The organism is Streptomyces sp. SDr-06, from assembly GCF_003324565.1.
In the GTDB taxonomy this organism is placed as follows: domain Bacteria; phylum Actinomycetota; class Actinomycetes; order Streptomycetales; family Streptomycetaceae; genus Streptomyces.
Window position 1 is genome coordinate 26,156 of the sequence record NZ_QOLA01000022.1, and the last position, 22,656, is coordinate 48,811.

19 protein-coding genes are annotated in these 22,656 nt (G+C 71.6%); 14 read left to right on the forward strand and 5 right to left on the reverse strand.

Annotated elements, in window-relative coordinates; genetic code table 11:
* Positions 1–105 precede the first annotated feature (105 nt).
* From DT019_RS31630 to mutM, 4 genes are all read left to right on the forward strand, one after another.
* Complete coding sequence (locus DT019_RS31630; protein WP_189390097.1) at positions 106–753, forward strand: YceD family protein; 648 nt, start codon at positions 106–108, stop codon at positions 751–753.
* 2 nt (positions 754–755) lie between these two features.
* The gene (gene rpmF / locus DT019_RS31635) at positions 756–929 is read left to right on the forward strand and encodes a 50S ribosomal protein L32 (RefSeq protein ID WP_007493396.1); all 174 of its coding nucleotides are present in this window, start codon (positions 756–758) and stop codon (positions 927–929) included.
* 19 nt (positions 930–948) lie between these two features.
* A complete protein-coding gene (rnc, locus tag DT019_RS31640; RefSeq protein WP_114040405.1) occupies positions 949–1,761 on the forward strand; it encodes a ribonuclease III in 813 nt (270 codons plus the stop codon).
* A 132-nt stretch (positions 1,762–1,893) separates the two neighbouring features.
* Entirely contained in the window at positions 1,894–2,754 is an 861-nt protein-coding gene (mutM, locus tag DT019_RS31645) for a bifunctional DNA-formamidopyrimidine glycosylase/DNA-(apurinic or apyrimidinic site) lyase (protein WP_114040406.1), read from the forward strand.
* Here mutM and DT019_RS31650 read toward each other — a convergent pair.
* Positions 2,727–3,143, reverse strand: coding sequence for a winged helix-turn-helix transcriptional regulator (locus DT019_RS31650; RefSeq protein WP_114040407.1), 417 nt, complete (start codon positions 3,141–3,143; stop codon positions 2,727–2,729). The genes mutM and DT019_RS31650 overlap by 28 nt on opposite strands.
* Before the next feature lie 162 nt (positions 3,144–3,305).
* On the opposite strand from DT019_RS31650, the gene DT019_RS31655 reads away from it, so the two are divergent.
* Positions 3,306–3,896: a flavodoxin family protein gene (locus DT019_RS31655; protein WP_114040408.1), complete on the forward strand. Its 591-nt coding sequence runs from the start codon at positions 3,306–3,308 to the stop codon at positions 3,894–3,896.
* Positions 3,897–4,076: 180 nt separating this feature from the next.
* Here the strand turns inward: DT019_RS31655 and DT019_RS31660 are convergent, their stop codons facing one another.
* Positions 4,077–4,961: a CAP domain-containing protein gene (locus tag DT019_RS31660; RefSeq protein ID WP_114040409.1), complete on the reverse strand. Its 885-nt coding sequence runs from the start codon at positions 4,959–4,961 to the stop codon at positions 4,077–4,079.
* A 179-nt stretch (positions 4,962–5,140) separates the two neighbouring features.
* Between DT019_RS31660 and DT019_RS31665 the strand changes: the two genes are divergently transcribed.
* The 4 genes from DT019_RS31665 (at position 5,141) to DT019_RS31680 (ending at position 11,460) form a co-directional block, all read left to right on the forward strand.
* On the forward strand, positions 5,141–5,434 hold the full coding sequence (locus DT019_RS31665) for an acylphosphatase (RefSeq protein WP_114040410.1): 294 nt from the start codon (positions 5,141–5,143) through the stop codon (positions 5,432–5,434).
* A 379-nt stretch (positions 5,435–5,813) separates the two neighbouring features.
* A complete protein-coding gene (locus tag DT019_RS31670) occupies positions 5,814–6,032 on the forward strand; it encodes a hypothetical protein (RefSeq protein ID WP_053727915.1) in 219 nt (72 codons plus the stop codon).
* 208 nt (positions 6,033–6,240) lie between these two features.
* A complete protein-coding gene (gene smc / locus DT019_RS31675; RefSeq protein WP_114040411.1) occupies positions 6,241–9,798 on the forward strand; it encodes a chromosome segregation protein SMC in 3,558 nt (1,185 codons plus the stop codon).
* Positions 9,799–10,041: 243 nt separating this feature from the next.
* Entirely contained in the window at positions 10,042–11,460 is a 1,419-nt protein-coding gene (locus DT019_RS31680) for a sugar porter family MFS transporter (RefSeq protein ID WP_114040412.1), read from the forward strand.
* Positions 11,461–11,551: 91 nt separating this feature from the next.
* Here DT019_RS31680 and DT019_RS31685 read toward each other — a convergent pair whose 3' ends face one another.
* Positions 11,552–12,517, reverse strand: coding sequence for an LLM class flavin-dependent oxidoreductase (locus DT019_RS31685; RefSeq protein WP_114040413.1), 966 nt, complete (start codon positions 12,515–12,517; stop codon positions 11,552–11,554).
* Positions 12,518–12,587: 70 nt separating this feature from the next.
* Positions 12,588–14,048, reverse strand: coding sequence for a cytosine permease (locus DT019_RS31690; RefSeq protein ID WP_114040414.1), 1,461 nt, complete (start codon positions 14,046–14,048; stop codon positions 12,588–12,590).
* A 192-nt stretch (positions 14,049–14,240) separates the two neighbouring features.
* On the opposite strand from DT019_RS31690, the gene ftsY reads away from it, so the two are divergent.
* Complete coding sequence (ftsY, locus tag DT019_RS31695) at positions 14,241–15,449, forward strand: signal recognition particle-docking protein FtsY (protein WP_114040415.1); 1,209 nt, start codon at positions 14,241–14,243, stop codon at positions 15,447–15,449.
* A gap of 84 nt (positions 15,450–15,533) precedes the next feature.
* On the opposite strand, the gene DT019_RS31700 is transcribed toward ftsY, so the two are convergent.
* A complete protein-coding gene (locus DT019_RS31700) occupies positions 15,534–16,199 on the reverse strand; it encodes a bifunctional DNA primase/polymerase (protein WP_114040416.1) in 666 nt (221 codons plus the stop codon).
* A gap of 460 nt (positions 16,200–16,659) precedes the next feature.
* Here DT019_RS31700 and DT019_RS31705 point away from each other — a divergent pair, with 460 nt between their 5' ends.
* The 4 genes from DT019_RS31705 to DT019_RS31720 all read left to right on the forward strand — a co-directional run bounded on the left by DT019_RS31705 (position 16,660) and on the right by DT019_RS31720 (position 22,638).
* Positions 16,660–18,135, forward strand: a complete 1,476-nt coding sequence (locus DT019_RS31705) for a hypothetical protein (RefSeq protein ID WP_114040417.1) — start codon at positions 16,660–16,662, stop codon at positions 18,133–18,135.
* Positions 18,136–18,475: 340 nt separating this feature from the next.
* On the forward strand, positions 18,476–19,816 hold the full coding sequence (locus DT019_RS31710) for an ammonium transporter (RefSeq protein ID WP_114040418.1): 1,341 nt from the start codon (positions 18,476–18,478) through the stop codon (positions 19,814–19,816).
* Positions 19,813–20,151 carry a P-II family nitrogen regulator gene (locus DT019_RS31715; protein ID WP_114040419.1) on the forward strand — a complete coding sequence of 113 codons (339 nt, stop codon included), beginning with the start codon at positions 19,813–19,815 and terminating at the stop codon, positions 20,149–20,151. Before DT019_RS31710 ends, DT019_RS31715 begins: the two co-directional genes overlap by 4 nt.
* Before the next feature lie 21 nt (positions 20,152–20,172).
* Positions 20,173–22,638, forward strand: a complete 2,466-nt coding sequence (locus DT019_RS31720) for a [protein-PII] uridylyltransferase (protein WP_114040420.1) — start codon at positions 20,173–20,175, stop codon at positions 22,636–22,638.
* Positions 22,639–22,656: the final 18 nt, after the last annotated feature.

Sequence of the window (22,656 nt, forward strand, 5' to 3'; positions counted from 1 at the left end):
AGTATCCTGGCTGTTCGGTCGCGCGTACGTCCGCGATCCAAGCTGCCCGATTCGCTCCGCGAAGCCGGTGGCAGCCACTCCACGACCTCGAAAGCAGGAAGAGCCCTGAGCACGCGCCTCGACCACCGCAATCCCCTCGTGTTCGACACACACGAGCTGGGACGGCGTCCCGGTGCGCTCCAGCGGCTCTCCCGCACCGTGGAGGCCCCGAAGGAACTCGGGATCCCCGAGGTCATCCACGTGCCCGAGGGAAGGCCCGTGGACATCGAGCTCCGTCTGGAGTCGGTCATGGAAGGGGTGCTTGTCACAGGCACCGCCCGTGCATCGGCCGAGGGGGAGTGCGTAAGGTGTCTGGAGCCGCTTCAGCAGGACGTTGAAGTGGACTTCCAGGAAATGTTCTCGTACCCCGACACCGACGACCGGGGCCGCCGCAAGGCAGCCGCGGACGACGATGCCGAGGACGACGAGGACATGATTCCGCTCGAGGACGGCATGTTCGACCTCGAGCCCTTGCTGCGTGACGCGGTAGTGCTCGCACTGCCGATGCAGCCGGTGTGCCGGGAGGACTGCCCCGGGCTCTGTTCCGAATGTGGAGCGAGCCTGGCAGACGACCCGGACCACCACCATGACGCCGTCGACATCCGTTGGGCGGCACTGCAGGGACTCGCCGGGACCATCCAGGACGGCGAGAAGGACAACATGAGCGGCACTGCCTCTGACGCGCAGCACGCCGCCGAGAAGCAGGAGAAGTAGCCGTGGCTGTTCCGAAGCGGAAGATGTCGCGCAGCAACACGCGCCACCGCCGGTCGCAGTGGAAGGCTGCGGTCCCCACCCTGGTTGCGTGCGAGCGCTGCCATGAGCCGAAGCTCCAGCACATCGCGTGCCCGAGCTGCGGCACCTACAACAAGCGCCAGGTCCTCGAGGTCTGAGCGGCTGGTGAGAGGCCCGATGTCTGAGTCCAACGCCAAAAAGGCGGACAACAACACGGCCTCGTCCCACACGCTTCTGGAAGGGCGGCTCGGGTATCAGCTCGAGTCCGCCCTTCTGGTGCGTGCGCTCACCCACCGTTCGTACGCGTACGAGAACGGCGGTCTGCCGACGAATGAGCGGCTCGAGTTCCTCGGGGACTCGGTGCTCGGTCTGGTCGTCACCGACACGCTGTACCGCACCCACCCCGACCTTCCGGAAGGCCAACTGGCCAAGCTCCGGGCCGCGGTGGTCAACTCTCGTGCGCTGGCGGAGGTGGGCCGCGGGCTCGAACTCGGCTCCTTCATCCGGCTCGGCCGGGGCGAAGAGGGCACGGGCGGCCGGGACAAGGCATCCATCCTCGCCGACACCCTTGAAGCGGTGATCGGTGCGGTCTATCTCGACCAGGGTCTTGAGGCGGCGTCCGCGCTCGTCCACAAGCTGTTCGACCCCCTGATCGAGAAGTCCTCGAACCTCGGGGCCGGCCTGGACTGGAAGACCAGTCTCCAGGAGCTGACGGCGGCCGAAGGGCTCGGTGTTCCCGAGTACCTGGTCTCCGAAACCGGGCCCGACCACGAGAAGACCTTTACTGCTGCCGCCCGCGTCGGTGGTGTCTCGTACGGCACCGGCACCGGCCGCAGCAAGAAGGAAGCGGAGCAGCAGGCCGCGGAGTCGGCATGGCGGGCCATCCGGGCCGCCGCCGACGAGCGGGCCAAGGCAGCGGCGGAAGCTCCCGTCGCCGCCGCGACCGATGGCGGGTCGCCGACCCCCGCCGCCGGCGGTTCGGCGGCCTGAGGGCCCTCCTTCCTTCGAGCCCCCGTCCAGCACCCGCGGTGCCGGGCGGGGGTTTCGCATGCCCGCCCGCCCCGGGGCCGCCCGGACCCGGCCCGTTGCGAGCGGCCGAGGGGCACGCGGTAATCTGCGGCCATGCCTGAGCTGCCCGAAGTCGAAGTGGTACGGCGTGGACTCGAGCGCTGGGTGGCCGGGCGCGTCGTGGCGGACGTCGAGGTGCTGCATCCCCGCGCCGTACGCCGCCACCTCGCCGGGGGCGAGGACTTCGCGGCCCGGCTCAAGGGCCACCGGATCGGGGTCGCCCGGCGGCGTGGAAAGTACCTGTGGCTGCCGCTCGCGGACACGGACGCCTCCGTGCTCGGCCACCTCGGCATGAGCGGGCAGCTGCTGGTGCAGCCCGAGGACGCCCCGGACGAGAAGCACCTGCGGATCCGGGTGCGGTTCCAGGACGAGGCGGGCACCGAGCTGCGCTTCGTGGACCAGCGGACCTTCGGCGGGCTCTCGCTGCACGACAACACGCCCGACGGGCTGCCCGACGTCATCGCGCACATCGCCCGGGACCCGCTGGACCCCGAGTTCGACGACGAGGCCTTCTTCGTGGCGCTCCGCCTGAAGCGCACCACGGTCAAACGGGCCCTGCTCGATCAGTCGCTCATCAGCGGGGTCGGCAACATCTACGCCGACGAGGCGCTCTGGCGCGCCCGGCTGCACTACGACCGCCCCACCGCGACCCTCAACCGCCCCAAGGCCGCCGAACTCCTGGGCCACGCACGGGACGTCATGAACGCGGCGCTCGCCGTCGGCGGCACCAGCTTCGACAGCCTCTACGTCAACGTCAACGGCGAGTCCGGCTACTTCGATCGCTCGCTGGACGCGTACGGCCGCGAGGGCGAGCCGTGCCGGCGCTGCGGAACGGCGATGCGCAGGCGCGCCTGGATGAACCGCTCCAGCTACTTCTGCCCGAAGTGTCAGAGGGTCCCGCGCGCCGCGTCGTAGCTCTGCCGCGCGTCGAGCACCGCCGGCATCCGCTCCTCCACGAAGTGGATGAGTGAGAGCAGCCGGTCGGCCACCTCGCGCCCCAGCGGGGTCAGTTCGTAGTCGACCCGCGGCGGGTTGGTGGGCTGGGCCTCGCGGTGGACGAGGCCGTCCCGCTCCAGCGCGTGCAGCGTCTGGGACAGCATCTTCTCGCTCACGCCGTCGACCCGGCGGCGCAGCTCGTTGAAGCGCAGGCTGCTCTCGCGCAGCGCGCCCAGGGTGAGGCTGCCCCAGCGTCCCGTGACGTTCTCCAGCGTGCGCCGGGACGGACAGGACCTGGAGAACACGTCGAACGCCAGGTCCGTGCCGTCGCAGGGCGCTGTGGGTGCGGCGGTGGTGATCTCGTCCATGCCTACAGGCTACTCCTCCACAGCGCACACGCATGGGTTGCGCTAACCAAAAGTTAGTGCTTACCTGTGTGCAGCGCCGCGGCGGGCAGCCGCCGCGGAACCGGCCGTCGGCCGTCGCGCCCGTTCTGTCGTTCTTCTGACGTTCTGAGGGGATCCCCCGCCGTGACCACTCCTGTTGTCTCGATCGCCTACCACTCCGGGTACGGCCACACCTCCGTGCTCGCCGAAGCCGTCCGCGCCGGTGCCGCCGAGGCCGGGGCCACCGTCCACGTCATCGCCGTGGACGCCATCACCGAGGCGGAGTGGGAGCTGCTCGACGCCTCCGACGCCGTGATCTTCGGCTCGCCCACCTACATGGGCACCGCGTCCGGCGCCTTCCACCAGTTCGCCGAGGCCACCTCGAAGCGCTGGTTCACCGACGCCTGGCGGGACAAGATCGCCGCCGGCTTCACCAACTCGGGCTCCAAGAGCGGCGACAAGGGCCACACCCTCCAGTACTTCCAGACGCTGGCCGCCCAGCACGGCATGCACTGGGTGAACCTCGGCCTCAAGCCCGGCTGGAACGCGAGCACGGCCTCCGAGCACGACCTGAACCGGCTCGGCTTCTCCTCGGGCGCCGCCGCCCAGACCCACACCGACCAGGGCCCCGAGGGCGTCCACAAGGCCGACATAGCGACCGCCGAGCGCCTCGGCCGCCGCGTCGCCGAGACCACCCGCGTCTTCCTCGTGGGCAGGGCCGCCCTCAGCGCCTGATCGATTCATGGCGGCGGACCGGAGTTCCAGGCGATTCCCGCGCGGTGATCCACTTCCGCTCCTGTGAAAAAGCCCCCGCCGTCGCAACGGCGGGGGCTTTTCATGCGCGTACGAACGAATTCCGTCCACGCGCCTACGCATGAGCGACGGCCCGTACGGAAGGTACGGTCGCGCGCTTGATCAGAAGCCGAAGTCCTGGGTCCACCAGGGGCCGCCGGGGCCGAAGTGCACGCCGACGCCCAGCGACTTGTACGAGCAGTTCAGGATGTTCGCGCGGTGGCCCGGGCTGTTCATCCAGGCGTCCATCACGGCCTTGGCATCGGCCTGGCCGCGCGCGATGTTCTCGCCGCCGAGGCCCTGGACGCCCGCCTTCGCGGCCCGGTCCCACGGCGTCCTGCCGTCCGGGTCGGTGTGGTCGAAGAAGCCGCGGGCCGCCATGTCGTCGCTGAACGCGGTCGCGAGCGAGGCCAGCGCCGGGTCGGCGTTCACCGGGGTGCAACCGGCCATCGCCCGCTGCTGGTTGACCAGGGACATCACGGTGGCCGCGGCCGAGGCCTCGGCGGAGGGCGCCTGGACGCGCTGCGCGGGGACGCGGGCCGCCGGGGTGCCCGACGGGGCGGCCGGCTTCGGCGGGACGGAGGCGGGGGCCTCGGTCTTCTTCTGCGGCGCGGGCGCAGATGCGGGTGCCGACGGCGTGGCCGAGGCGCTGGGGGAGGGGGCGGTGGACGGCGCGTGCGCCGCCTTGGCCGTCTCGGCGGGGGTCGGCGCCGCACTGCTGGGCTTCTCCGACTCGCCGCCCTGCGCCTGCACGTTGGGCGTGGCGCTCGCGTGGAGCCGGCCATCGGCCGCGGTGTCGCCGCTCACCTTGTACGTGCCGCCACCGGGCAGCAGGCCCGAGGCGACGGCCACGGCGCCCACGGCCACCGCGGCGGAGACGCCGAGCAGCCCGATGCGCACGGGCACGCTCCCCCGCTTCCTGCGGGATCCGCCCGGGGACCGGCCGTCCTGACCCGCCGCGACGTCTGCGGGCGCGGGGTCGGCGGCGGAGCGACGATGGCGTCCCATCTGTGCCTTCCTCAATGCCGTGGGCAATGCCTGGTCGCATTGCCGAGAGGGCCATGATCGGCCCGAAATGATCAAATGCGCACTAACCCATACGGGTGAGGCTCATTTCGTCGCGACTGTACGCCATGACGCATGGGGGCGAAGTGCTGCGTGAGCAATTGGCCGGTTAGCGTGCACCTATGAACGAAGATGCGCACGAAGTTGTTCGACTGACGGCCTGGGTGCGCGGGCGAGTGCAGCAAGTCGGCTTCCGCTGGTTCACCAGGGCAAATGCTCTGGAGATCGGCGGCCTCAGCGGGTTCGCCCTCAATCTGGACGACGGACGCGTCCAGGTCGTCGCCGAGGGGCCACGTGAGAATTGCCACCGTTTGCTGGAGTGGCTTCGCTCCGACGACACACCGGGCCGCGTCGACGGTGTGACCGAGATCTGGGACACACCGCGCGGCGGCTACGACACCTTCGCCATCCGCTGAGCGTCGCTGCGCCGACGGCGGCGGCCGACCGCGGTGACACCCCGCGTCCGGCTCGCAACCACGCGCTGACCTCGAACGATCTGGCTGTTGCCATCTCGCGCGCGGCGTGCAAGGCTGCGGCAGTAAGGATGATCTCCACGCCCCCAGGGCTCCGAGGAAAGGCCCCGCCGCGCGTTCCGCGGCCGCGGGCCCCCGGATTGCCGGTGGATACGGGGCGTGATCGTGTTGACCGTCAAACTTTTTGGTGAGACTCTGGAAGCCCCGCGCACCTTAGCTGTTTGGCATGAAGAACCGCAGTCAAAGTCCAAGCACCGCGGGTGCGATTCCCTCACGACCCACACCGCTTCGGTCGGTCACTCAGTGTGGAGGACCATCCATCATGGCAAAGGCGCTTCTCGGTTACGTCGGCGGTTCCGACCCGCGACTCCTCGCCGAGATGCGACGGCTCCAGCAGCGCGTCCAGGACCTCGAGTCCGAGCTGAACCGGATTCAGTCCGAGAACGACGTGCTGTCGGCTGCCGCCGCTTCGCACCGCGGAGATTCGCTGCTCGAAGGCATCGACATCGACGTCCCGCAGGCGGAGCCCGCCCTCACCTGATCGTCGGGTGAGAGAGGCTTCCGTTCCTCTCGTCGAGATCGAGAGATCCGCAAGACCTGCAATGCATTGCAAGGGACGCTTCGGCGTCCCTTCTTTCTTTCTTCCGGGCCGGTCCGCGCCGGTCTGCCCGGTCTGCCTTTCTCTTACGGTCTGATGTGCCCTGCACCTTCCTGGGCGAAACCGAGAGTGAAAGGTAGAGTCCGGCGGCGTGCACCTCAAGGCCCTCACTCTGCGCGGATTCAAATCCTTCGCCTCCGCGACCACGCTGAAGTTCGAGCCGGGCATCACCTGTGTGGTGGGCCCCAACGGCTCCGGCAAGTCCAATGTCGTGGACGCGCTGAGCTGGGTGATGGGCGAGCAGGGGGCCAAGTCGCTGCGCGGCGGAAAGATGGAGGACGTCATCTTCGCCGGGACCACCGGCCGTCCGCCGCTGGGCCGTGCCGAAGTCTCCCTCACCATCGACAATTCCGACGGCGCGCTGCCCATCGAATACGCCGAAGTCACCATCACGCGGATCATGTTCCGCAACGGCGGCAGCGAATACCAGATCAACGGGGACACCTGCCGGCTGCTCGACATCCAGGAACTGCTCTCCGACTCCGGCATCGGCCGCGAGATGCACGTCATCGTCGGGCAGGGCCAGCTCGACTCGGTGCTGCACGCCGACCCGATGGGGCGGCGCGCGTTCATCGAGGAGGCCGCGGGCGTCCTCAAGCACCGCAAGCGCAAGGAGAAGGCGCTGCGGAAGCTGGACGCGATGAAGGCCAACCTCGCCCGCGTCCAGGACCTCACCGACGAGCTGCGGCGCCAGCTCAAGCCGCTCGGCCGGCAGGCCGCGGTCGCCCGCCGCGCCGCCGTCATCCAGGCCGACCTGCGTGACGCCCGGCTCCGGCTGCTCGCCGACGACCTCGTACGGATGCGGGAGGCGCTCAGCGCCGAGATCGCCGACGAGGCCGAGCTGCTGCGCCGCAAGGAGAGCGCGGCGGCCGACCTCAAGGCCGCGCTGGCCCGCGAGGCCCAACTGGAGGAGCAGGTGCGGCAGTTGTCGCCGCGGCTCCAGCGCGCGCAGGGGACCTGGTACGAGCTGTCCCAGCTGGCCGAGCGGGTGCGCGGCACGATCTCGCTCGCCGACGCCCGGGTCAAGAGCGCGAGCGCGCAGCCCCCCGAGGAGCGGCGCGGGCGCGACCCCGAGGACATGGAGCGCGAGGCCGCCCGGATCCGCGAGCAGGAGGCCGAGCTGGAGGCGGCCCTCGAAGCGGCCGAGCACGCCCTGGAGGACACCGCCGCCCACCGCGCCGAGCTCGAACGGGAACTCGCCGCCGAGGAACGGCGTTTGAAGGACGTGGCCCGCGCCATCGCCGACCGGCGCGAGGGCCTGGCGCGGCTGCACGGGCAGGTCAACGCGGCGCGGAGCAGGGCGGGTTCCGCGCAGGCCGAGATCGACCGGCTCGCCGCCGCGCGCGACGAGGCGGGGGAGCGGGCGGCCCTCGCACAGGAGGAGTACGAACAGCTCAAGGCCGAGGTGGACGGCCTGGAGGCGGACGACACCGAGCTCGCCGAGGCCCACGACGCGGCCAAGCGGGAGCTTGCCGCGGCCGAGACCGCGCTGGGCGCCGCCCGCGAGGAGGCCACCGCAGCCGAGCGGAAACGTGCCGCCGTCTCCGCCCGGCACGACGCCCTCGCGCTGGGACTGCGCCGCAAGGACGGCACGGGCGCGCTGCTCGCCGCCCGCGACGCGCTGACGGGGCTGCTCGGCCCGGCCGCCGAGCTGCTCACCGTGGCCCCGGGGTACGAGGTGCCCGTCGCCGCGGCCCTCGGCGCCGCCGCCGACGCCGTCGCGGTGAGCGGCCCCTCGGCGGCCGCCGAAGCCATCCGGATGCTGCGCAAGCAGGACGCCGGCCGCGCCGCCCTGCTCCTCAACGGCGCCCCCGAGGACGAGGACGCGCGGCCCGCGCGCGGGGACGGCCCGCCCCGCGCCGCCGACCTGGTCCGTGGCCCCGCCGACCTGCTGCCCGCCGTACGGCGGCTGCTGCGCGACGTCGTGGTGGTCGCCACCCTGGAGGACGCCGAGGACCTCGTCTACACCCGGCCCGCGTTGATCGCGGTCACCGCCGAGGGCGATGTGCTCGGCGCCCACTTCGCGCACGGCGGATCGGCCGGAGCGCCCAGCCTCCTGGAGGTCCAGGCGTCCGTCGACGAAGCCGCCGCCGAGCTCGCCGACCTGGCCGTACGGTGCGAGGAACTGGCTCGGGTGCAGCAGGAGGCGAGCGGACGCCGGGCCGAACTGGCGCTCGCTGTGGAGGAGTTGGGGGAGCGGCGGCGGGCCGCCGAGAAGGCGCGGTCCTCCGTGGCCCAGCAGCTCGGCCGGCTCGCCGGACAGGCGCGCGGGGCGGCCGGGGAGGCCGAGCGGACCGCGGCCGCCGCGGCCCGCGCCCAGGAGGCTTTGGAGAAGGCGACCGAGGAGGCGCAGGAGCTGGCCGAGCGGCTGCTCGTCGCCGAGGAGATGCCGGTCGAGGAGGAGCCCGACACCTCGGTGCGCGACCGGCTCGCGGCGGACGGCGCCAACGCCCGCCAGACCGAGATGGAGGCCCGCCTCCAGGCCCGTACCCACGAGGAGCGGGTCAAGGCGCTCGCGGGGCGGGCCGAGGCGCTCGACCGCGGGGCCCGGGCCGAACGCGAGGCGCGGGCCCGCGCCGAGCAGCGGCGCGCCCGGCTGCGTCACGAGGCGGCCGTCGCCGGGGCCGTCGCCTCGGGCGCCCGCACCCTGCTCGCCCACGTCGAGGTGTCGCTGGTGCGGGCCGAGCGGGAGCGGGCCGGGGCCGAGGCCGCCAAGGCCGAGCGCGAGCAGGAGCTGACCGCGGCGCGCGGCGCCGGGCGGGACCTCAAGGCGGAACTCGACAAACTCACGGATTCGGTTCACCGCGGCGAGGTACTGGGAGCAGAGAAGCGGCTGCGGATCGAGCAGCTGGAGACCAGGGCGCTGGAGGAGCTGGGAGTCGAGCCGGCGGGGCTCGTGGCGGAGTACGGCCCCGACCAGCCGGTGGCTCCCTCGCCGCCCGCCGAGGGAGAGGAGCTGCCGGATGACCCGGACCATCCGCGCAACCAGCCGGTCCCCTACGTGCGGGCCGAGCAGGAGAAGCGGCTCAAGGCAGCCGAACGGGCGTATCAGCAGCTGGGAAAGGTCAACCCGCTCGCCCTGGAGGAGTTCGCCGCGCTGGAGGAGCGCCACAAGTTCCTGTCCGAGCAGCTGGAGGACCTCAAGAAGACCCGGGCCGACCTCCTTCAAGTCGTGAAGGAGGTGGACGAGCGGGTGGAGCAGGTCTTCACCGAGGCCTACCGCGACACGGCCAGGGAGTTCGAGGGGGTGTTCTCGCGGCTCTTCCCGGGCGGCGAGGGGCGGCTGATCCTGACCGACCCCGGCAACATGCTCGCCACCGGAGTCGATGTGGAGGCGCGTCCGCCGGGCAAGAAGGTCAAGCGGCTCTCGCTGCTCTCGGGCGGTGAGCGCTCGCTGACGGCGGTGGCGCTGCTCGTCTCCATCTTCAAGGCCAGGCCCAGTCCCTTCTACGTGATGGACGAGGTCGAGGCCGCCCTCGACGACACCAACCTCCAGCGGCTGATCCGGATCATGCAGGAGCTCCAGGAGTCCTCACAGCTCATCGTGATCACGCACCAGAAGCGGACCATGGAGGTCGCCGACGCGCTGTACGGCGTCTCGATGCAGGGCGACGGCGTGTCCAAGGTCATCAGCCAGCGGCTGCGCTGAACCAGGCGGCCACGACGATGGGCGGCGGCACCGGCCGCTGACCTCACCTATTCAACTCTTGAACACTGAGTGGCAAGTCCTGGCGGCAGATTCACAAGTGAACAGGTATTGACTTCGAAACTTGAAGGCATAGTCTCTGCAACGTTGCTTTTACCTTCAAGTGGTGGGTGGCGAGAAGTTGTGCACCACTTGAAGGAGTCCCCTCACGCCCGACGACGCTGCCGGGCGGCCCCAGGAGTACACGTGACCAGTACCGCGCAGGCGCAGGCGTCCGGAGGCGGCCACACCGCCCCGGACCACCTCGGCCATGTCATCTTCATCACGGCGGCGGCCGCGATGGGCGGCTTCCTCTTCGGCTACGACAGTTCCGTGATCAACGGCGCCGTAGAGGCGATCCGTGACCGGTACTCCATCGGCTCGGGGACGCTCGCCCAGGTCATCGCCATCGCTCTGATCGGCTGCGCGATCGGTGCCGCCACCGCGGGCCGGATCGCCGACCGCATCGGCCGCATCCGCTGCATGCAGATCGCGGCCGTCCTCTTCACCATCAGCGCCGTCGGCTCCGCACTGCCCTTCGCGCTCTGGGACCTCGCCTTCTGGCGGATCATCGGCGGCTTCGCCATCGGCATGGCCTCGGTCATCGGCCCCGCCTACATCGCCGAGGTCGCCCCGCCCGCCTACCGGGGCCGGCTCGGCTCCTTCCAGCAGGCCGCGATCGTCATCGGCATCGCGATCTCCCAGCTCGTCAACTGGGGCATCCTCAACGCCGCGGGCGGCGAGCAGCGCGGCAAGATCATCGGGCTTGAGGCCTGGCAGGTCATGCTCGGCGTGATGGTCATCCCGGCCCTCCTGTACGGCCTGCTCTCCTTCGCCATCCCCGAGTCGCCCCGCTTCCTGATCTCGGTCGGCCGCGACGCCGCCGCCAAGAAGGTCCTGGCCGACGTCGAGGGCAAGGACGTCGACCTCGACGCCCGCGTCGCCGAGATCGAGCACGCCATGCGCTCCGAGCACAAGTCGACGTTCAAGGACCTGCTCGGCTCCAAGTGGGGCTTCCTGCCCATCGTCTGGGTCGGCATCGGCCTCTCGGTCTTCCAGCAGCTCGTCGGCATCAACGTCGCGTTCTACTACTCCTCGACGCTGTGGCAGTCCGTGGGCATCGACCCGTCGAGCTCGTTCTTCTACTCGTTCACCACGTCGATCATCAACATCGTCGGCACCGTGATCGCGATGGTCCTGGTCGACCGGGTCGGCCGCAAGCCGCTCGCGCTGACCGGCTCCATCGGCATGGCGGCCGCGCTCGCCGTCGAAGCCTGGGCCTTCTCCGCCCACCTCGTCGACGGCAAGCTCCCCAACACCCAGGGCGTCGTGGCCCTGATCGCCGCCCACGTCTTCGTGCTCTTCTTCGCCCTGTCCTGGGGCGTGGTCGTGTGGGTCTTCCTCGGCGAGATGTTCCCGAACAGGATCCGCGCCGCCGCCCTCGGTGTCGCCGCGGCCGCCCAGTGGATCGCCAACTGGGCCATCACGGCCAGCTTCCCGAGCCTGTCGGACTGGAACCTGTCGGGCACGTACATCATCTACGCGGTCTTCGCCGCGCTCTCGATCCCCTTCGTGCTCAAGTACGTCAAGGAGACCAAGGGCAAGGCGTTGGAGGAGATGGGCTAATCCCCGCTGCCCCGCTCCTCGCACTCAACCGCCCCGGCTCGCTGATCGAGCCGGGGCGGTTCGGTGTGCTCCTCCCCGCCGCGCGAGGGGCCTAGAGGGCGGGCAGCACCCGCTCGCAGAACAGGTGCAGGCTGCGCCAGCCCTCGTCCACCGGCAGGCCGCCGCACAGCGGGTGCAGCACGAGGCTGTCGGCGCCCAGGGATGCGCACTCCTCGGGTGTGACGATCCGGTAGACGCCCTCCGCGCGCAGCTCCGCCACCGAGCCCGCCGACGACTTCACCGCCGAGCGGATGTCCTTGGACTGCCAGGACGCGTACGTCCGCGCCTCGTGCAGGAAGTGCTCGCCGTACTCGGCCCAGGCGCGGTCCGGGTCCTCGCTGACGTGCAGCAGCGGCGTCCGCTCCGCGGGCATCCTGCAGAAGCCCTCGGTGTCGTACGCGGCGAGCCTCTCGGTGTAGTACGCCTCCAGCTCCGGCAGGTGCGCGCTCGGGAAGAACGGCAGGCCGAACCGGGCCGCCCGGTCGGCGGCCGCCCGCGAGGAGCCGCCGACGAGCAGCATCGGATGCGGCTCGGTGAACGGGCGCGGCGTGACCCGGACCCGGCGCCCGCGGAAGGTGAACTCCTCGCCCGTCCACGCCTTCAGGAGCGTGTCGAGCAGCTCGTCCTGGAGTCGGCCGCGGCGGCCCCACTCCACGCCCTGCCGCTCGTACTCGGCGGGCCGGTAGCCGATCCCCGAGACGGTCACCAGGCGGCCGCCGCTGACCAGGTCGAGCACCGCGATGTCCTCCGCGAGCCGCAGCGGGTCGTACAGCGGGCCGATGATCGCGGAGACGGTCACCGCGATGCGGCGGGTGGCGCCGAAGACCGCCCCCGCGAAGGTGAAGGGGGACGGCAGCCAGTTGTTGTCCGCGCCGTGGTGCTCCTCGGTCTGGACGGTGTCGACGCCCCGGTCGTCGGCGTACGCCGCCATCTCCAGAGCCGCCCGGTAGCGGGCCGACAGTGACGGCCGGGTCGCGTCCGGGTCCACCAGGTTCATGCGTACGACCGTGAACGGCATGGAAAAGTCCCCCTCCACCGGGCGGGTTCCGCGGAACCCCGGGCGAAGGGGGACGTTAGCTGACGATGCGTCAGACGGCCAGGGTCTCGGCGGACTCGGCGTCGGCGGACCCGGACGGCTCCGCGGCCACCACGGCGGGCTTGGGCAGCACGACGTACAGCAGGCCGGAGATCACGATGGTGGCGACCCAGCCCAGGCCGTACTCGCCGACCGGGTTGTTGGCGGCCAGCGGGCCGGTGAACCAGTCGGACGTGGTGAACATCAGGCCGCCGACCAGGCCGATGGCCCACGCGGCCACGGCGGCGGGGGAGAAGCCGCCCCTGTACCAGTAGGCGCTGGTACGGCCCGTGTCGAGCAGCGCCTTGGCGTTGTACTCGGTGCGCCGCAGCATGTCCGCGCCGAACACGCCGACCCAGGCCGAGAACGCGACGGCGAGCAGCGAGAGGAAGGCGATGAACGAGCCCATGAAGCTGGTGGCGACCAGCATCAGGACGCCGCCGAAGACCAGCGAGATCACCGCGTTGACGGAGACCGCCCAGTGCCGCGGGATCTTGAAGCCGAGGGTCTGCGCGGTGAAGCCCGCCGAGTACATCGACATCGAGTTGATCAGCAGCATGCCGACCAGCGCGATCAGCAGGTAGGGCACCGCGATCCACATCGGCAGGATCTCGCCGAGGAAGGACACCGGGTCGGCGGCGGAGGCCAGGTCCGGCGTGGAGACCGCCATGACGGCACCCATCAGGACCATCGGGAGCACCACGATGCCGGCGCCGCCGATGGAGTTGCCGACGATCGCCTTCGCGGAGGCGGTGCGCGGCAGGTAGCGGGCGAAGTCGGGGGCGGACGGGATCCAGCTGACGCCGCCGGCGGCGATCATGCCGGTGCCCGCGACCATCAGCGAGGTCTTGCCGGCCGGCTGGTCGAAGACCGCGGACCAGTGGGTGTTCATGACGAGGTAGACCAGCACCAGGACCGAGAACGCGCCGAACAGGAACGTCGCGTACTTGTTGCACTTCTGCACGACGTGGATGCCGAGGCCCGAGATGGCGAAGGTGATGACCACGAAGACGGCGAGCGTGACGATGATCAGGAAGGTGTTGCTCTTGATCCCGAAGAGGATGTCGAGCACGGTCAGCACCGCGTAGGCGCCGGTCACCGCGTTGATGGTCTCCCAGCCCCAGCGCGCCACCCAGATCAGCGAACCGGGCAGCAGGTTGCCGCGCTGGCCGAACACCGCGCGCGACAGCGCCATGCCGGGGGCGCCGCCGCGCTTGCCCGCGATCCCGATGAGCCCGACCAGGCCGTACGAGAGGACGGGCGCGGCCACGGCGACCACGATCGCCTGCCAGAAGTTGAGCTTGTACGCGACGACGAGGCTGGCGCCCATCGTGAGCAGCAGCACGCTGATGTTCGCGGCGACCCAGGTGGGGAAGAGCTCGCGGGTTCTCGCGGTGCGCTCCGCGTCCGGCACGGGCTCAAGGCCGCGGGTTTCCAGGGCGCTCTGCGGTTCGTCGGAGGTGCCAGTGTTCATGGGGGTGGAGTTCCGTGCCTCTCGCTCGGCTCGACGCTGAGCCGGTGGGGGTAGTCGAAGGGGACTCTACGCGCGTTGATGCGCCCACCTCTATCGTACTTTAATCTGACACCTGCCCCATAATTCCCTTCCGTTCTCGGACGAAGGCACAAACTGGGCCCTCGTGGGCCCGTACCCGATACTGGGGGAGTTATGGAATTCGTCATCCTTGCTGTAGTCATCGCCCTGGTCGCGGTCGGCGCGATCAGCGGGCTCGTGGTCAGCAGCCGCAAGAAGAAGCAGCTGCCGCCCACCGCGCCGCCGAGCACGCCGACCATCACAGCCCCGCCCGCCGAGCCTCAGGTCGGTGAGGACGCCGCGGAGACGGCGCAGGAGCCGCGCCGCACCATCGAGGAGGTCGGGCTCCCCGAGGCCCCCGCCACGCCGGTCGTCGTCGAGGAGCCGGCCGCCCCCGAGGTCCCGGCCATCGAGGTCCCCGAGCCGACCGCCGGACGGCTCGTCCGGCTGCGGGCCCGCCTCGCCCGCTCGCAGAACTCCCTCGGCAAGGGGCTGCTCACGCTGCTCTCCCGCGAGCACCTCGACGAGGACACCTGGGAGGAGATCGAGGACACCCTGCTGACCGCCGACGTCGGCGTCGCACCCACCCAGGAGCTGGTCGACCGGCTCCGCGAGCGCGTCAAGGTGCTCGGCACCCGCACCCCGGAGGACCTGCGCACCCTGCTGCGCGAGGAGCTCCTCACCCTGCTCGGCACCGACTTCGACCGCGAGGTCAGGACCGAGGGCGGCGAGACGGTCCCCGGTGTCGTGATGGTCGTCGGCGTCAACGGCACCGGCAAGACCACCACCACCGGCAAACTCGCCCGCGTCCTGGTCGCCGACGGCAAGTCCGTCGTCCTCGGTGCCGCCGACACCTTCCGCGCCGCCGCGGCCGACCAGCTCCAGACCTGGGGCGAGCGCGTGGGTGCCCGCACCGTGCGCGGCCCCGAGGGCGGCGACCCCGCCTCGATCGCCTTCGACGCCGTCAAGGAGGGCATCGCCGAGGGCGCGGACGTCGTGCTCATCGACACCGCGGGCCGGCTGCACACCAAGACCGGGCTCATGGACGAGCTCGGCAAGGTCAAGCGCGTCGTCGAGAAGCACGGCCCGCTGGACGAGGTCCTGCTCGTCCTCGACGCCACGACCGGACAGAACGGCCTGGTCCAGGCCCGGGTGTTCGCCGAGGTCGTCGACATCACCGGCATCGTCCTGACCAAGCTCGACGGCACCGCCAAGGGCGGCATCGTCATCGCCGTCCAGCGCGAACTGGGCGTGCCCGTCAAGCTCGTCGGCCTCGGCGAGGGCGCGGACGACCTGGCCCCCTTCGAGCCGGAGGCGTTCGTCGACGCCCTCATCGGCGACTAGCGGCCCCCGCACACGAACGCCCAGCCCCACCGGAGAGGTGCGGCTGGGCGTCGCCGTGTCCGGGGTCCCCGGACCGCCGGGCGGCTAGGCGGCCGAGCGGTGGCAGATGTAGGCCAGCGTGCCCAGGAGCAGCCGGGCCTCGGGCGGCCGGGTCGCCGTGTCCAGGGACGGCGGGCGCAGCCAGTGCACCTCGCCCGACGGCGGCGCCGGCACATAGCTGCCCCGCGGCGGGCAGCGCAGGTCCAGGACGGCGTCGTCCCAGCCCATCCGGTAGAGCAGCCGCGGCAGTTCGGCCGAGGCGCCCGGGGCGACGAAGAAGTGGGTGCGGCCGGCCGGCGTGGTCGACACCGGGCCCAGCGGAAGACCCATCCGCTCCAGCCGAATTAGGGCCCGCCGCCCGGCCGGGGCCGCCACGTCCAGCACGTCGAAGGTCCGCCCGACCGGCAGCAGCACCGTCGCGCCCGGGCACTGCGACCACGCCTTGGTCACCTCGTCGAGCGTCGCGCCCGCGGTGATCTCCGGGGCGAAGGCGAGCGGGTGCGCGCCCGGCGCCGCACAGGACGAACTGCCGCAGGAGCACTCGCCGTTCAGGGCGCGGGCGCCCGGTGAGACGTCCCAGCCCCACAGGCCGGTGTACTCGGCCGCCGCCGTGACCTCGCTCGTACGGGTGATGCGCGCGGAGCGGCCGCGGCGCCAAGAGCCGGGCCGGGTCTCCTTGATCCCCCGGCTGCCGCCGATCGTGAAGCCCATGCCCCCTCCAACGGGTCTGTCGCGTCGGGGTTACGACGCCAGTGACATAGTCGTGACTATCCGGAGTTTTCCCGTCACACACCGTCTCCGCCAGGTCGGACACGGTCGTGAAAGGGGTGGTGCGTCGAGCGCCGCGCGCCCCGGCTCACTCCGCTCCACCCGACGCTGATCGTCCTGTGTCAAGTGAATCGCGCCTGGCGGCGGGGGAGTTCATTCGAAGGGGTGGCGAATGGTGGCGTTTCTGGAATCGCCATGGCCGGACGGGTGATCGTAGGATTACCGTCGGTACACGGACCTAGGGGGTATACGCACCCGCGGGTATGCCGGAGGCAAGCCGGTTTCCGGTTCGAGCGGGTGCAACCGCGGGACAGGAGGCCCAACTAGCGGCATTCTGATAGGGGTTCGAGCAATCGATGCACAACCGACGCACAAGAGGCTTCAGTGGATTGGGGGCGTTCCAGTGGGCGGCAGTGGGGCTAGCGGTACGAGCGCCGGCAAGCGCCCCAACGAGCAGCTGAGTTCGTGGTTTGTACGGAGCGGCTGGTCGAAGGGTGAGCTGGCGCGCCAGGTGAACCGGCGGGCGCGCCAGATGGGCGCGCACCACATCAGCACCGACACCTCCCGGGTGCGGCGCTGGCTCGACGGCGAGATGCCCCGCGAGCCCATTCCCCGGATCCTCTCGGAGCTGTTCTCCGAGCGGTTCGGCAGCGTCGTCGCCGTCGAGGACCTCGGGCTGCGCCAGGCCCACCAGTCGCCATCGGTGTCCGGCGTCGACCTGCCCTGGGCCGGGCCCCAGACCGTGTCGCTGCTCAGCGAGTTCTCCCGCAGCGACCTCATGCTCGCCCGGCGCGGCTTCCTCGGCACCTCGCTGATGCTGGCCGCGGGGCCCTCCCTCATCGAGCCCATGCAGCGCTGGCTGGTGCCCTCGCTCTCGGGCGAGAGCGGTCCCCAGGAGACCGCGGCGACCGCCCGGCGCCCCTCCCGGCTGTCCCGGCCCGAGCTGGAGCTGCTCGAGTCCACCACCGCGATGTTCCGCCAGTGGGACGCCCAGTGCGGCGGCGGCCTGCGCCGCAAGGCCGTGGTCGGCCAGCTGCACGAGGTCACCGACCTCCTCCAGGAGCCGCAGCCCGTGGCCACCGCCAAACGCCTCTTCAGGTGCGCGGCCGAACTCGCTGAGCTGGCCGGCTGGATGAGCTACGACGTGGGCCTCCAGCCCACCGCCCAGAAGTACTTCGTGCTCGCCCTGCACGCCTCGAAGGAGGCGGGCGACAAGCCCCTCGGCTCGTACATCCTGTCCTCCATGAGCCGCCAGATGATCCACCTCGGCCGGCCCGACGACGCCCTGGAACTGATCCACCTCGCCCAGTACGGCAGCCGCGACTGCGCCACCGCCCGCACCCAGGCCATGCTGTATGCGATGGAGGCCCGCGCCTACGCCAACATGGGCCAGCCCAGCAAGACCAAGCGGGCCGTCCGCATGGCCGAGGAGACCTTCGGCGACGCCGGTCTCGACGGCGAGCCGGAGCCCGACTGGATCCGCTTCTTCTCCGAGGCGGAGCTCAACGGCGAGAACGCCCACTCCTACCGCGACCTCGCCTATGTGGCCGGCCGCAGCCCCACCTACGCCTCGCTCGCCGAGCCCGTCATGGAGAAGGCCGTCGCCCTGTTCGGCAAGGACGAGGAGCACCAGCGCTCCTACGCCCTCAACCTGATCGGCATGGCCACCGTCCACCTGCTCAAGCGGGAGCCCGAGCAGTCGACCGTGCTGGCCGAGCAGGCCCTGCGGGTCGCCAAGCGGGTCCGCTCCGAGCGGGTCAACACCCGGCTGCGCAAGACCGTCGACACCGCCGCCCGCGACTTCTCGGACGTCGGCGAGGTGGTCCAGATGACGGACCTGCTCAGCAGGGAACTGCCCGAGACGGCCGAGGCCGTCTGAGGCACCGCCCCTTGCCCGCCCGGGCGACGGCATACAGGACTCCGGCCGCGACACCCACCCCGTTCAGCCCGACTCGGCCCCCCCACGCCAGGTCAAGCGGGTGGCGTCGCGGCCGGTCCGGCGTGCGTGGACGTACGCGGATGGTAGCCGCCGACCCCTCCTCCGATCCGTCAGTTCACTGGCGCGTAACACGCCCGCCCCCTTCGTCACTGCGGCGAAACATCGAGCGGCATCGACGGAAACCGCGCTGGGACAACCTCATGGCGCATAACCGGCCTCCAGCCAGTTCCCGCCCGAGTAACGCCCCCGCACGGGCCGTACCGACGACGAGGAGACGCCGATGCCTCCAGGCATCACGCTCGCAGCTGACGCTCCGCAGCTGTCCAGCGCCAACACCGGATTCATGCTGATCTGCTCAGCGCTGGTGATGATCATGACGCCCGGACTCGCCTTCTTCTACGGAGGCATGGTCCGCGTCAAGAGCACCCTGAACATGCTGATGATGAGCTTCATCAGCCTCGGCATCGTCACCATCCTGTGGGTGCTCTACGGGTTCAGCCTGGCCTTCGGTGAGAGCAACGGCTTCATCGGCTGGTCCAAGGACTACTTCGGGCTCAGCGGCATCGGCCTGGTCCAGCTCTGGCCCGGATACTCCATCCCGATCTATGTCTTCGCCGTCTTCCAGCTGATGTTCGCGGTCATCACGCCCGCGCTCATCAGCGGCGCCCTGGCCGACCGCGTCAAGTTCACCGCCTGGTCGCTGTTCACCGCCCTGTGGGTCACCGTCGTCTACTTCCCGGTCGCGCACTGGGTGTGGGCCTCGGACGGCTGGCTCTTCAAGAAGGGCGTCATCGACTTCGCCGGCGGCACGGCCGTGCACATCAACGCGGGCGCGGCCGCCCTCGGCGTCATCCTGGTCATCGGCAAGCGCGTCGGCTTCAAAAAGGACCCGATGCGCCCGCACAGCCTGCCGCTCGTCATGCTCGGCGCGGGCCTGCTGTGGTTCGGCTGGTTCGGCTTCAACGCGGGCTCCTGGCTCGGCAACGACGACGGCGTGGGCGCCGTCATGTTCGTCAACACCCAGGTCGCCACGGCCGCGGCCATGCTCGCCTGGCTCCTCTACGAGAAGCTCCGCCACGGCTCCTTCACCACCCTGGGCGCCGCGTCCGGCGCGGTCGCGGGCCTCGTCGCCATCACCCCGTCCGGCGGCTGCGTCAGCCCGCTCGGCGCGATCGCGGTCGGCGCCATCGCGGGCGTCCTGTGCGCCATGGCCGTCGGCCTCAAGTACCGCTTCGGGTTCGACGACTCCCTCGACGTCGTCGGCGTCCACATGGTGGGCGGCATCACCGGCTCGCTGCTCGTCGGCCTCTTCGCCACCGGCGGCGTACAGTCCACCGCCAAGGGCCTCTTCTACGGAGGCGGCCTGGACCAGCTCGGCAAGCAGGCCATCGGTGTCGGCGCGGTCCTCGGCTACTCGCTGGTGGTCTCGGCGGTCCTCGCCCTCCTGCTCGACAAGACGATCGGCATGCGGGTCCCCGAGGACGACGAGATCTCCGGCATCGACCAGGTCGAGCACGCCGAGACGGCGTACGACTTCAGCGGCGCGGGCGGCGGCACCGCCTCCCGCACGAGCGTGCCGGTCCCGGCCGAGGCAGCAGCGAACAAGAAGGTGGACGCATGAGGCTCATCACCGCGGTCGTCAAGCCGCACCGGCTCGACGAGATCAAGCAGGCCCTCCAGGCCTTCGGCGTCCACGGGCTGACCGTCACCGAGGCCAGCGGATACGGCCGCCAGCGCGGCCACACCGAGGTCTACCGCGGCGCCGAGTACACCGTCGACCTCGTACCCAAGATCCGCATAGAGGTCCTGGTCGACGACGCCGACGCCGAGGAGCTCATCGAGGTCGTCGTCAAGGCGGCCCGCACCGGAAAGATCGGCGACGGCAAGGTGTGGAGCGTGCCGGTCGAGACCGCCGTCCGCGTCCGCACGGGCGAGCGCGGGCCCGACGCACTGTAGACACGGCCAAGGAGCTGCTGGGTGACGAGCGTTGAAGTGAGTTACGGGTCCAACGACGGCGACTCGGAGCCCGGCGGCTACGCGGCGGCCCGGCTGCGCCTTCTCACCGAGAAGGGGCAGGGCGGGCCGCCGCGCCGTGCGGCCCTGTCCGACCTGACCGACCACTGGCTGGCCGCGCTGTTCACCGCGGCCGGCCAGGAGGCCGGGGTGAGCGGCGCGTCCCTGGTCGCGGTCGGCGGCTACGGGCGCGGCGAACTCTCCCCGCGCAGCGACCTGGACCTGCTGCTCCTGCACGACGGACGGGCCGACGCGGGGGCGCTGGCCCTGCTCGCCGACCGGATCTGGTACCCGGTGTGGGACCTCGGCCTCGCCCTGGACCACTCCGTGCGCACCCCGGCCCAGGCCCGCAGGACCGCGGGCGAGGACCTCAAGGTGCAGCTCGGCCTCCTGGACGCCCGCCACGTCGCGGGCGACCTCTCCCTGACCTCCGAGCTGCGCACCGCGGTGCTCGCCGACTGGCGCAACACCGCCCCTGGGCGGCTGCCCGAACTCGGCGAGCTGTGCCGCGAACGGGCCCAGCGCCAGGGCGAGTTGCAGTACCTGCTCGAAGGCGACCTCAAGGAGGCCCGGGGCGGCCTGCGGGACGCGACCGCCCTGCGCGCGGTCGCCGCGTCCTGGCTCGCCGACGCCCCCCGCGAGGGCCTCGCCGAGGCCCGGCGCCGCCTCCTGGACGTACGCGACGCGCTCCACCTGTGCACCGGGCGCGCCACCGACCGCCTCGCGCTCCAGGAACAGGACGCCGTCGCGGCCGAACTGGGGCTCCTGGACGCCGATGTGATGTTGCGTCAGGTCTCGGAGGCGGCCCGCGTCATCTCCTACGCGGGCGACGTCACCTGGCGCGAGGTCGGCCGGGTGCTGCGGGCCCGCTCCGCCCGCCCCCGGCTGAGCCGCCTCTTCGGCGGCCGCACCGGCGCGCCCGAGCGGACCCCGCTCGCCGAGGGCGTCGTCGAACAGGACGGCGAGGTGGTGCTCGCACTGACCGCCCGCCCCGAGAAGGACCCCGTGCTGCCGCTGCGCGCCGCCGCCGCGGCCGCCCAGTCGGGCCTGCCCATCTCCCTGCACGCCGTACGCCGCCTCGCGGCCGTCGCCCGGCCGCTGCCCACGCCCTGGCCGGCCGAGGCCCGCGAGCAGCTCGTCACGCTGCTCGGCGCGGGGGAGTCCACCGTCCCCGTCTGGGAGGCCCTCGAAGCGGAGGGCCTCATCACCCGGCTGCTGCCCGACTGGGAGCGGGTGCGCTGCCGGCCGCAGCGCAACGCCGTGCACACCTGGACCGTGGACCGCCATCTCGTGGAGACCGCCGTCCGCGCCGCGCACCTGACCCGCCGGGTGCACCGCCCCGACCTGCTCCTGGTCGCCGCCCTCCTGCACGACATCGGCAAGGGCTGGCCCGGCGACCACTCGGTGGCAGGCGAGACCATCGCCCGCGACGTCGCCGCGCGGATCGGCTTCGACGCCGCCGACGTGGCCGTGATCGCCACCCTCGTACGCCATCACCTGCTGCTCATCGAGACCGCGACCCGGCGTGACCTCGACGACCCGGTGACCGTCCGCGCGGTCGCCGAGGCGGTCGGCTCGACGGGCACCCTGGAGCTGCTGCACGCCCTCACCGAGGCCGACGCGCTGGCCACCGGGCCCGCCGCCTGGTCCTCCTGGCGCGGCTCGCTCGTGGCGGACCTGGTCGGCCGGGCCTCGGCGGTCCTCGCCGGACAGCCCGTCGACCCCGAGCCCGCTGCGATCACCGCCGAACAGGAACGCCTCGCCGTGGAGGCCCACCGCACCGGCGGGCCCGTCCTCGCCCTGCGCACCCGGGCCGAGGGTGCCGAGGTGGCCGCGGAGCAGGAACCCCTCGGGGTGGAGCTGCTCGTCGCCGTCCCGGACCAGCCGGGCGTCCTCCCGGTGACGGCCGGGGTCCTCGCCCTGCACCGCCTCACCGTGCGCGCCGCCGAGCTGCGCGCGGTCGAACTGCCCGAACCGGTCGGCGGCTCGGTGCTCCTGCTGGACTGGCGGGTGGCCGCGGAGTACGGCTCGCTGCCGCAGGCGGCCCGGCTGCGGGCCGACCTGGCGCGGGCGCTCGAAGGGTCCCTCGACATCGAGGGCCGCCTCGCCGAGCGCGAGGCGGCCTACCCGCGCCGCCGCGGCGTCCCGGCGCCCCCGCCCCGCGTGACGGTGGCCCCCTCCGCCTCCCGGCACGCCACCGTCATCGAGGTGCGCACCCAGGACGCCCCCGGCCTCCTGCACCGCATCGGCCACGCGCTGGAGGGGGCGAAGGTACGGGTGCGGTCCGCACACGTGTCGACACTGGGGTCGAACGCCGTGGACGCCTTCTATGTGACGGACGCGAAGGGAGCGACGCTGACACCGGGCGAGGCGGCGGGGGTGGCCCAGAGACTTCAGGCGCTCCTCGCGGCCGCACCCGGAGCCGAGTAGCGGAGCGGCCCGCCACAG

Bases quoted from the DNA above. Each gene is read 5' to 3' on its own strand.
- DT019_RS31685 (WP_114040413.1), bottom strand. From the start codon at position 12,517: ATGCCGTTCACGGTCGTACGCATGAACCTGGTGGACCCGGACGCGACC.
- mutM (WP_114040406.1), top strand. From the start codon at position 1,894: ATGCCTGAGCTGCCCGAAGTCGAAGTGGTACGGCGTGGACTCGAGCGC.
- DT019_RS31700 (WP_114040416.1), bottom strand. From the start codon at position 16,199: ATGGGCTTCACGATCGGCGGCAGCCGGGGGATCAAGGAGACCCGGCCC.
- DT019_RS31650 (WP_114040407.1), bottom strand. From the start codon at position 3,143: ATGGACGAGATCACCACCGCCGCACCCACAGCGCCCTGCGACGGCACG.
- DT019_RS31710 (WP_114040418.1), top strand. From the start codon at position 18,476: ATGCCTCCAGGCATCACGCTCGCAGCTGACGCTCCGCAGCTGTCCAGC.
- ftsY (WP_114040415.1), top strand. From the start codon at position 14,241: ATGGAATTCGTCATCCTTGCTGTAGTCATCGCCCTGGTCGCGGTCGGC.
- DT019_RS31660 (WP_114040409.1), bottom strand. From the start codon at position 4,961: ATGGGACGCCATCGTCGCTCCGCCGCCGACCCCGCGCCCGCAGACGTC.
- DT019_RS31690 (WP_114040414.1), bottom strand. From the start codon at position 14,048: ATGAACACTGGCACCTCCGACGAACCGCAGAGCGCCCTGGAAACCCGC.
- DT019_RS31715 (WP_114040419.1), top strand. From the start codon at position 19,813: ATGAGGCTCATCACCGCGGTCGTCAAGCCGCACCGGCTCGACGAGATC.
- rnc (WP_114040405.1), top strand. From the start codon at position 949: ATGTCTGAGTCCAACGCCAAAAAGGCGGACAACAACACGGCCTCGTCC.
- DT019_RS31665 (WP_114040410.1), top strand. From the start codon at position 5,141: ATGAACGAAGATGCGCACGAAGTTGTTCGACTGACGGCCTGGGTGCGC.
- DT019_RS31670 (WP_053727915.1), top strand. From the start codon at position 5,814: ATGGCAAAGGCGCTTCTCGGTTACGTCGGCGGTTCCGACCCGCGACTC.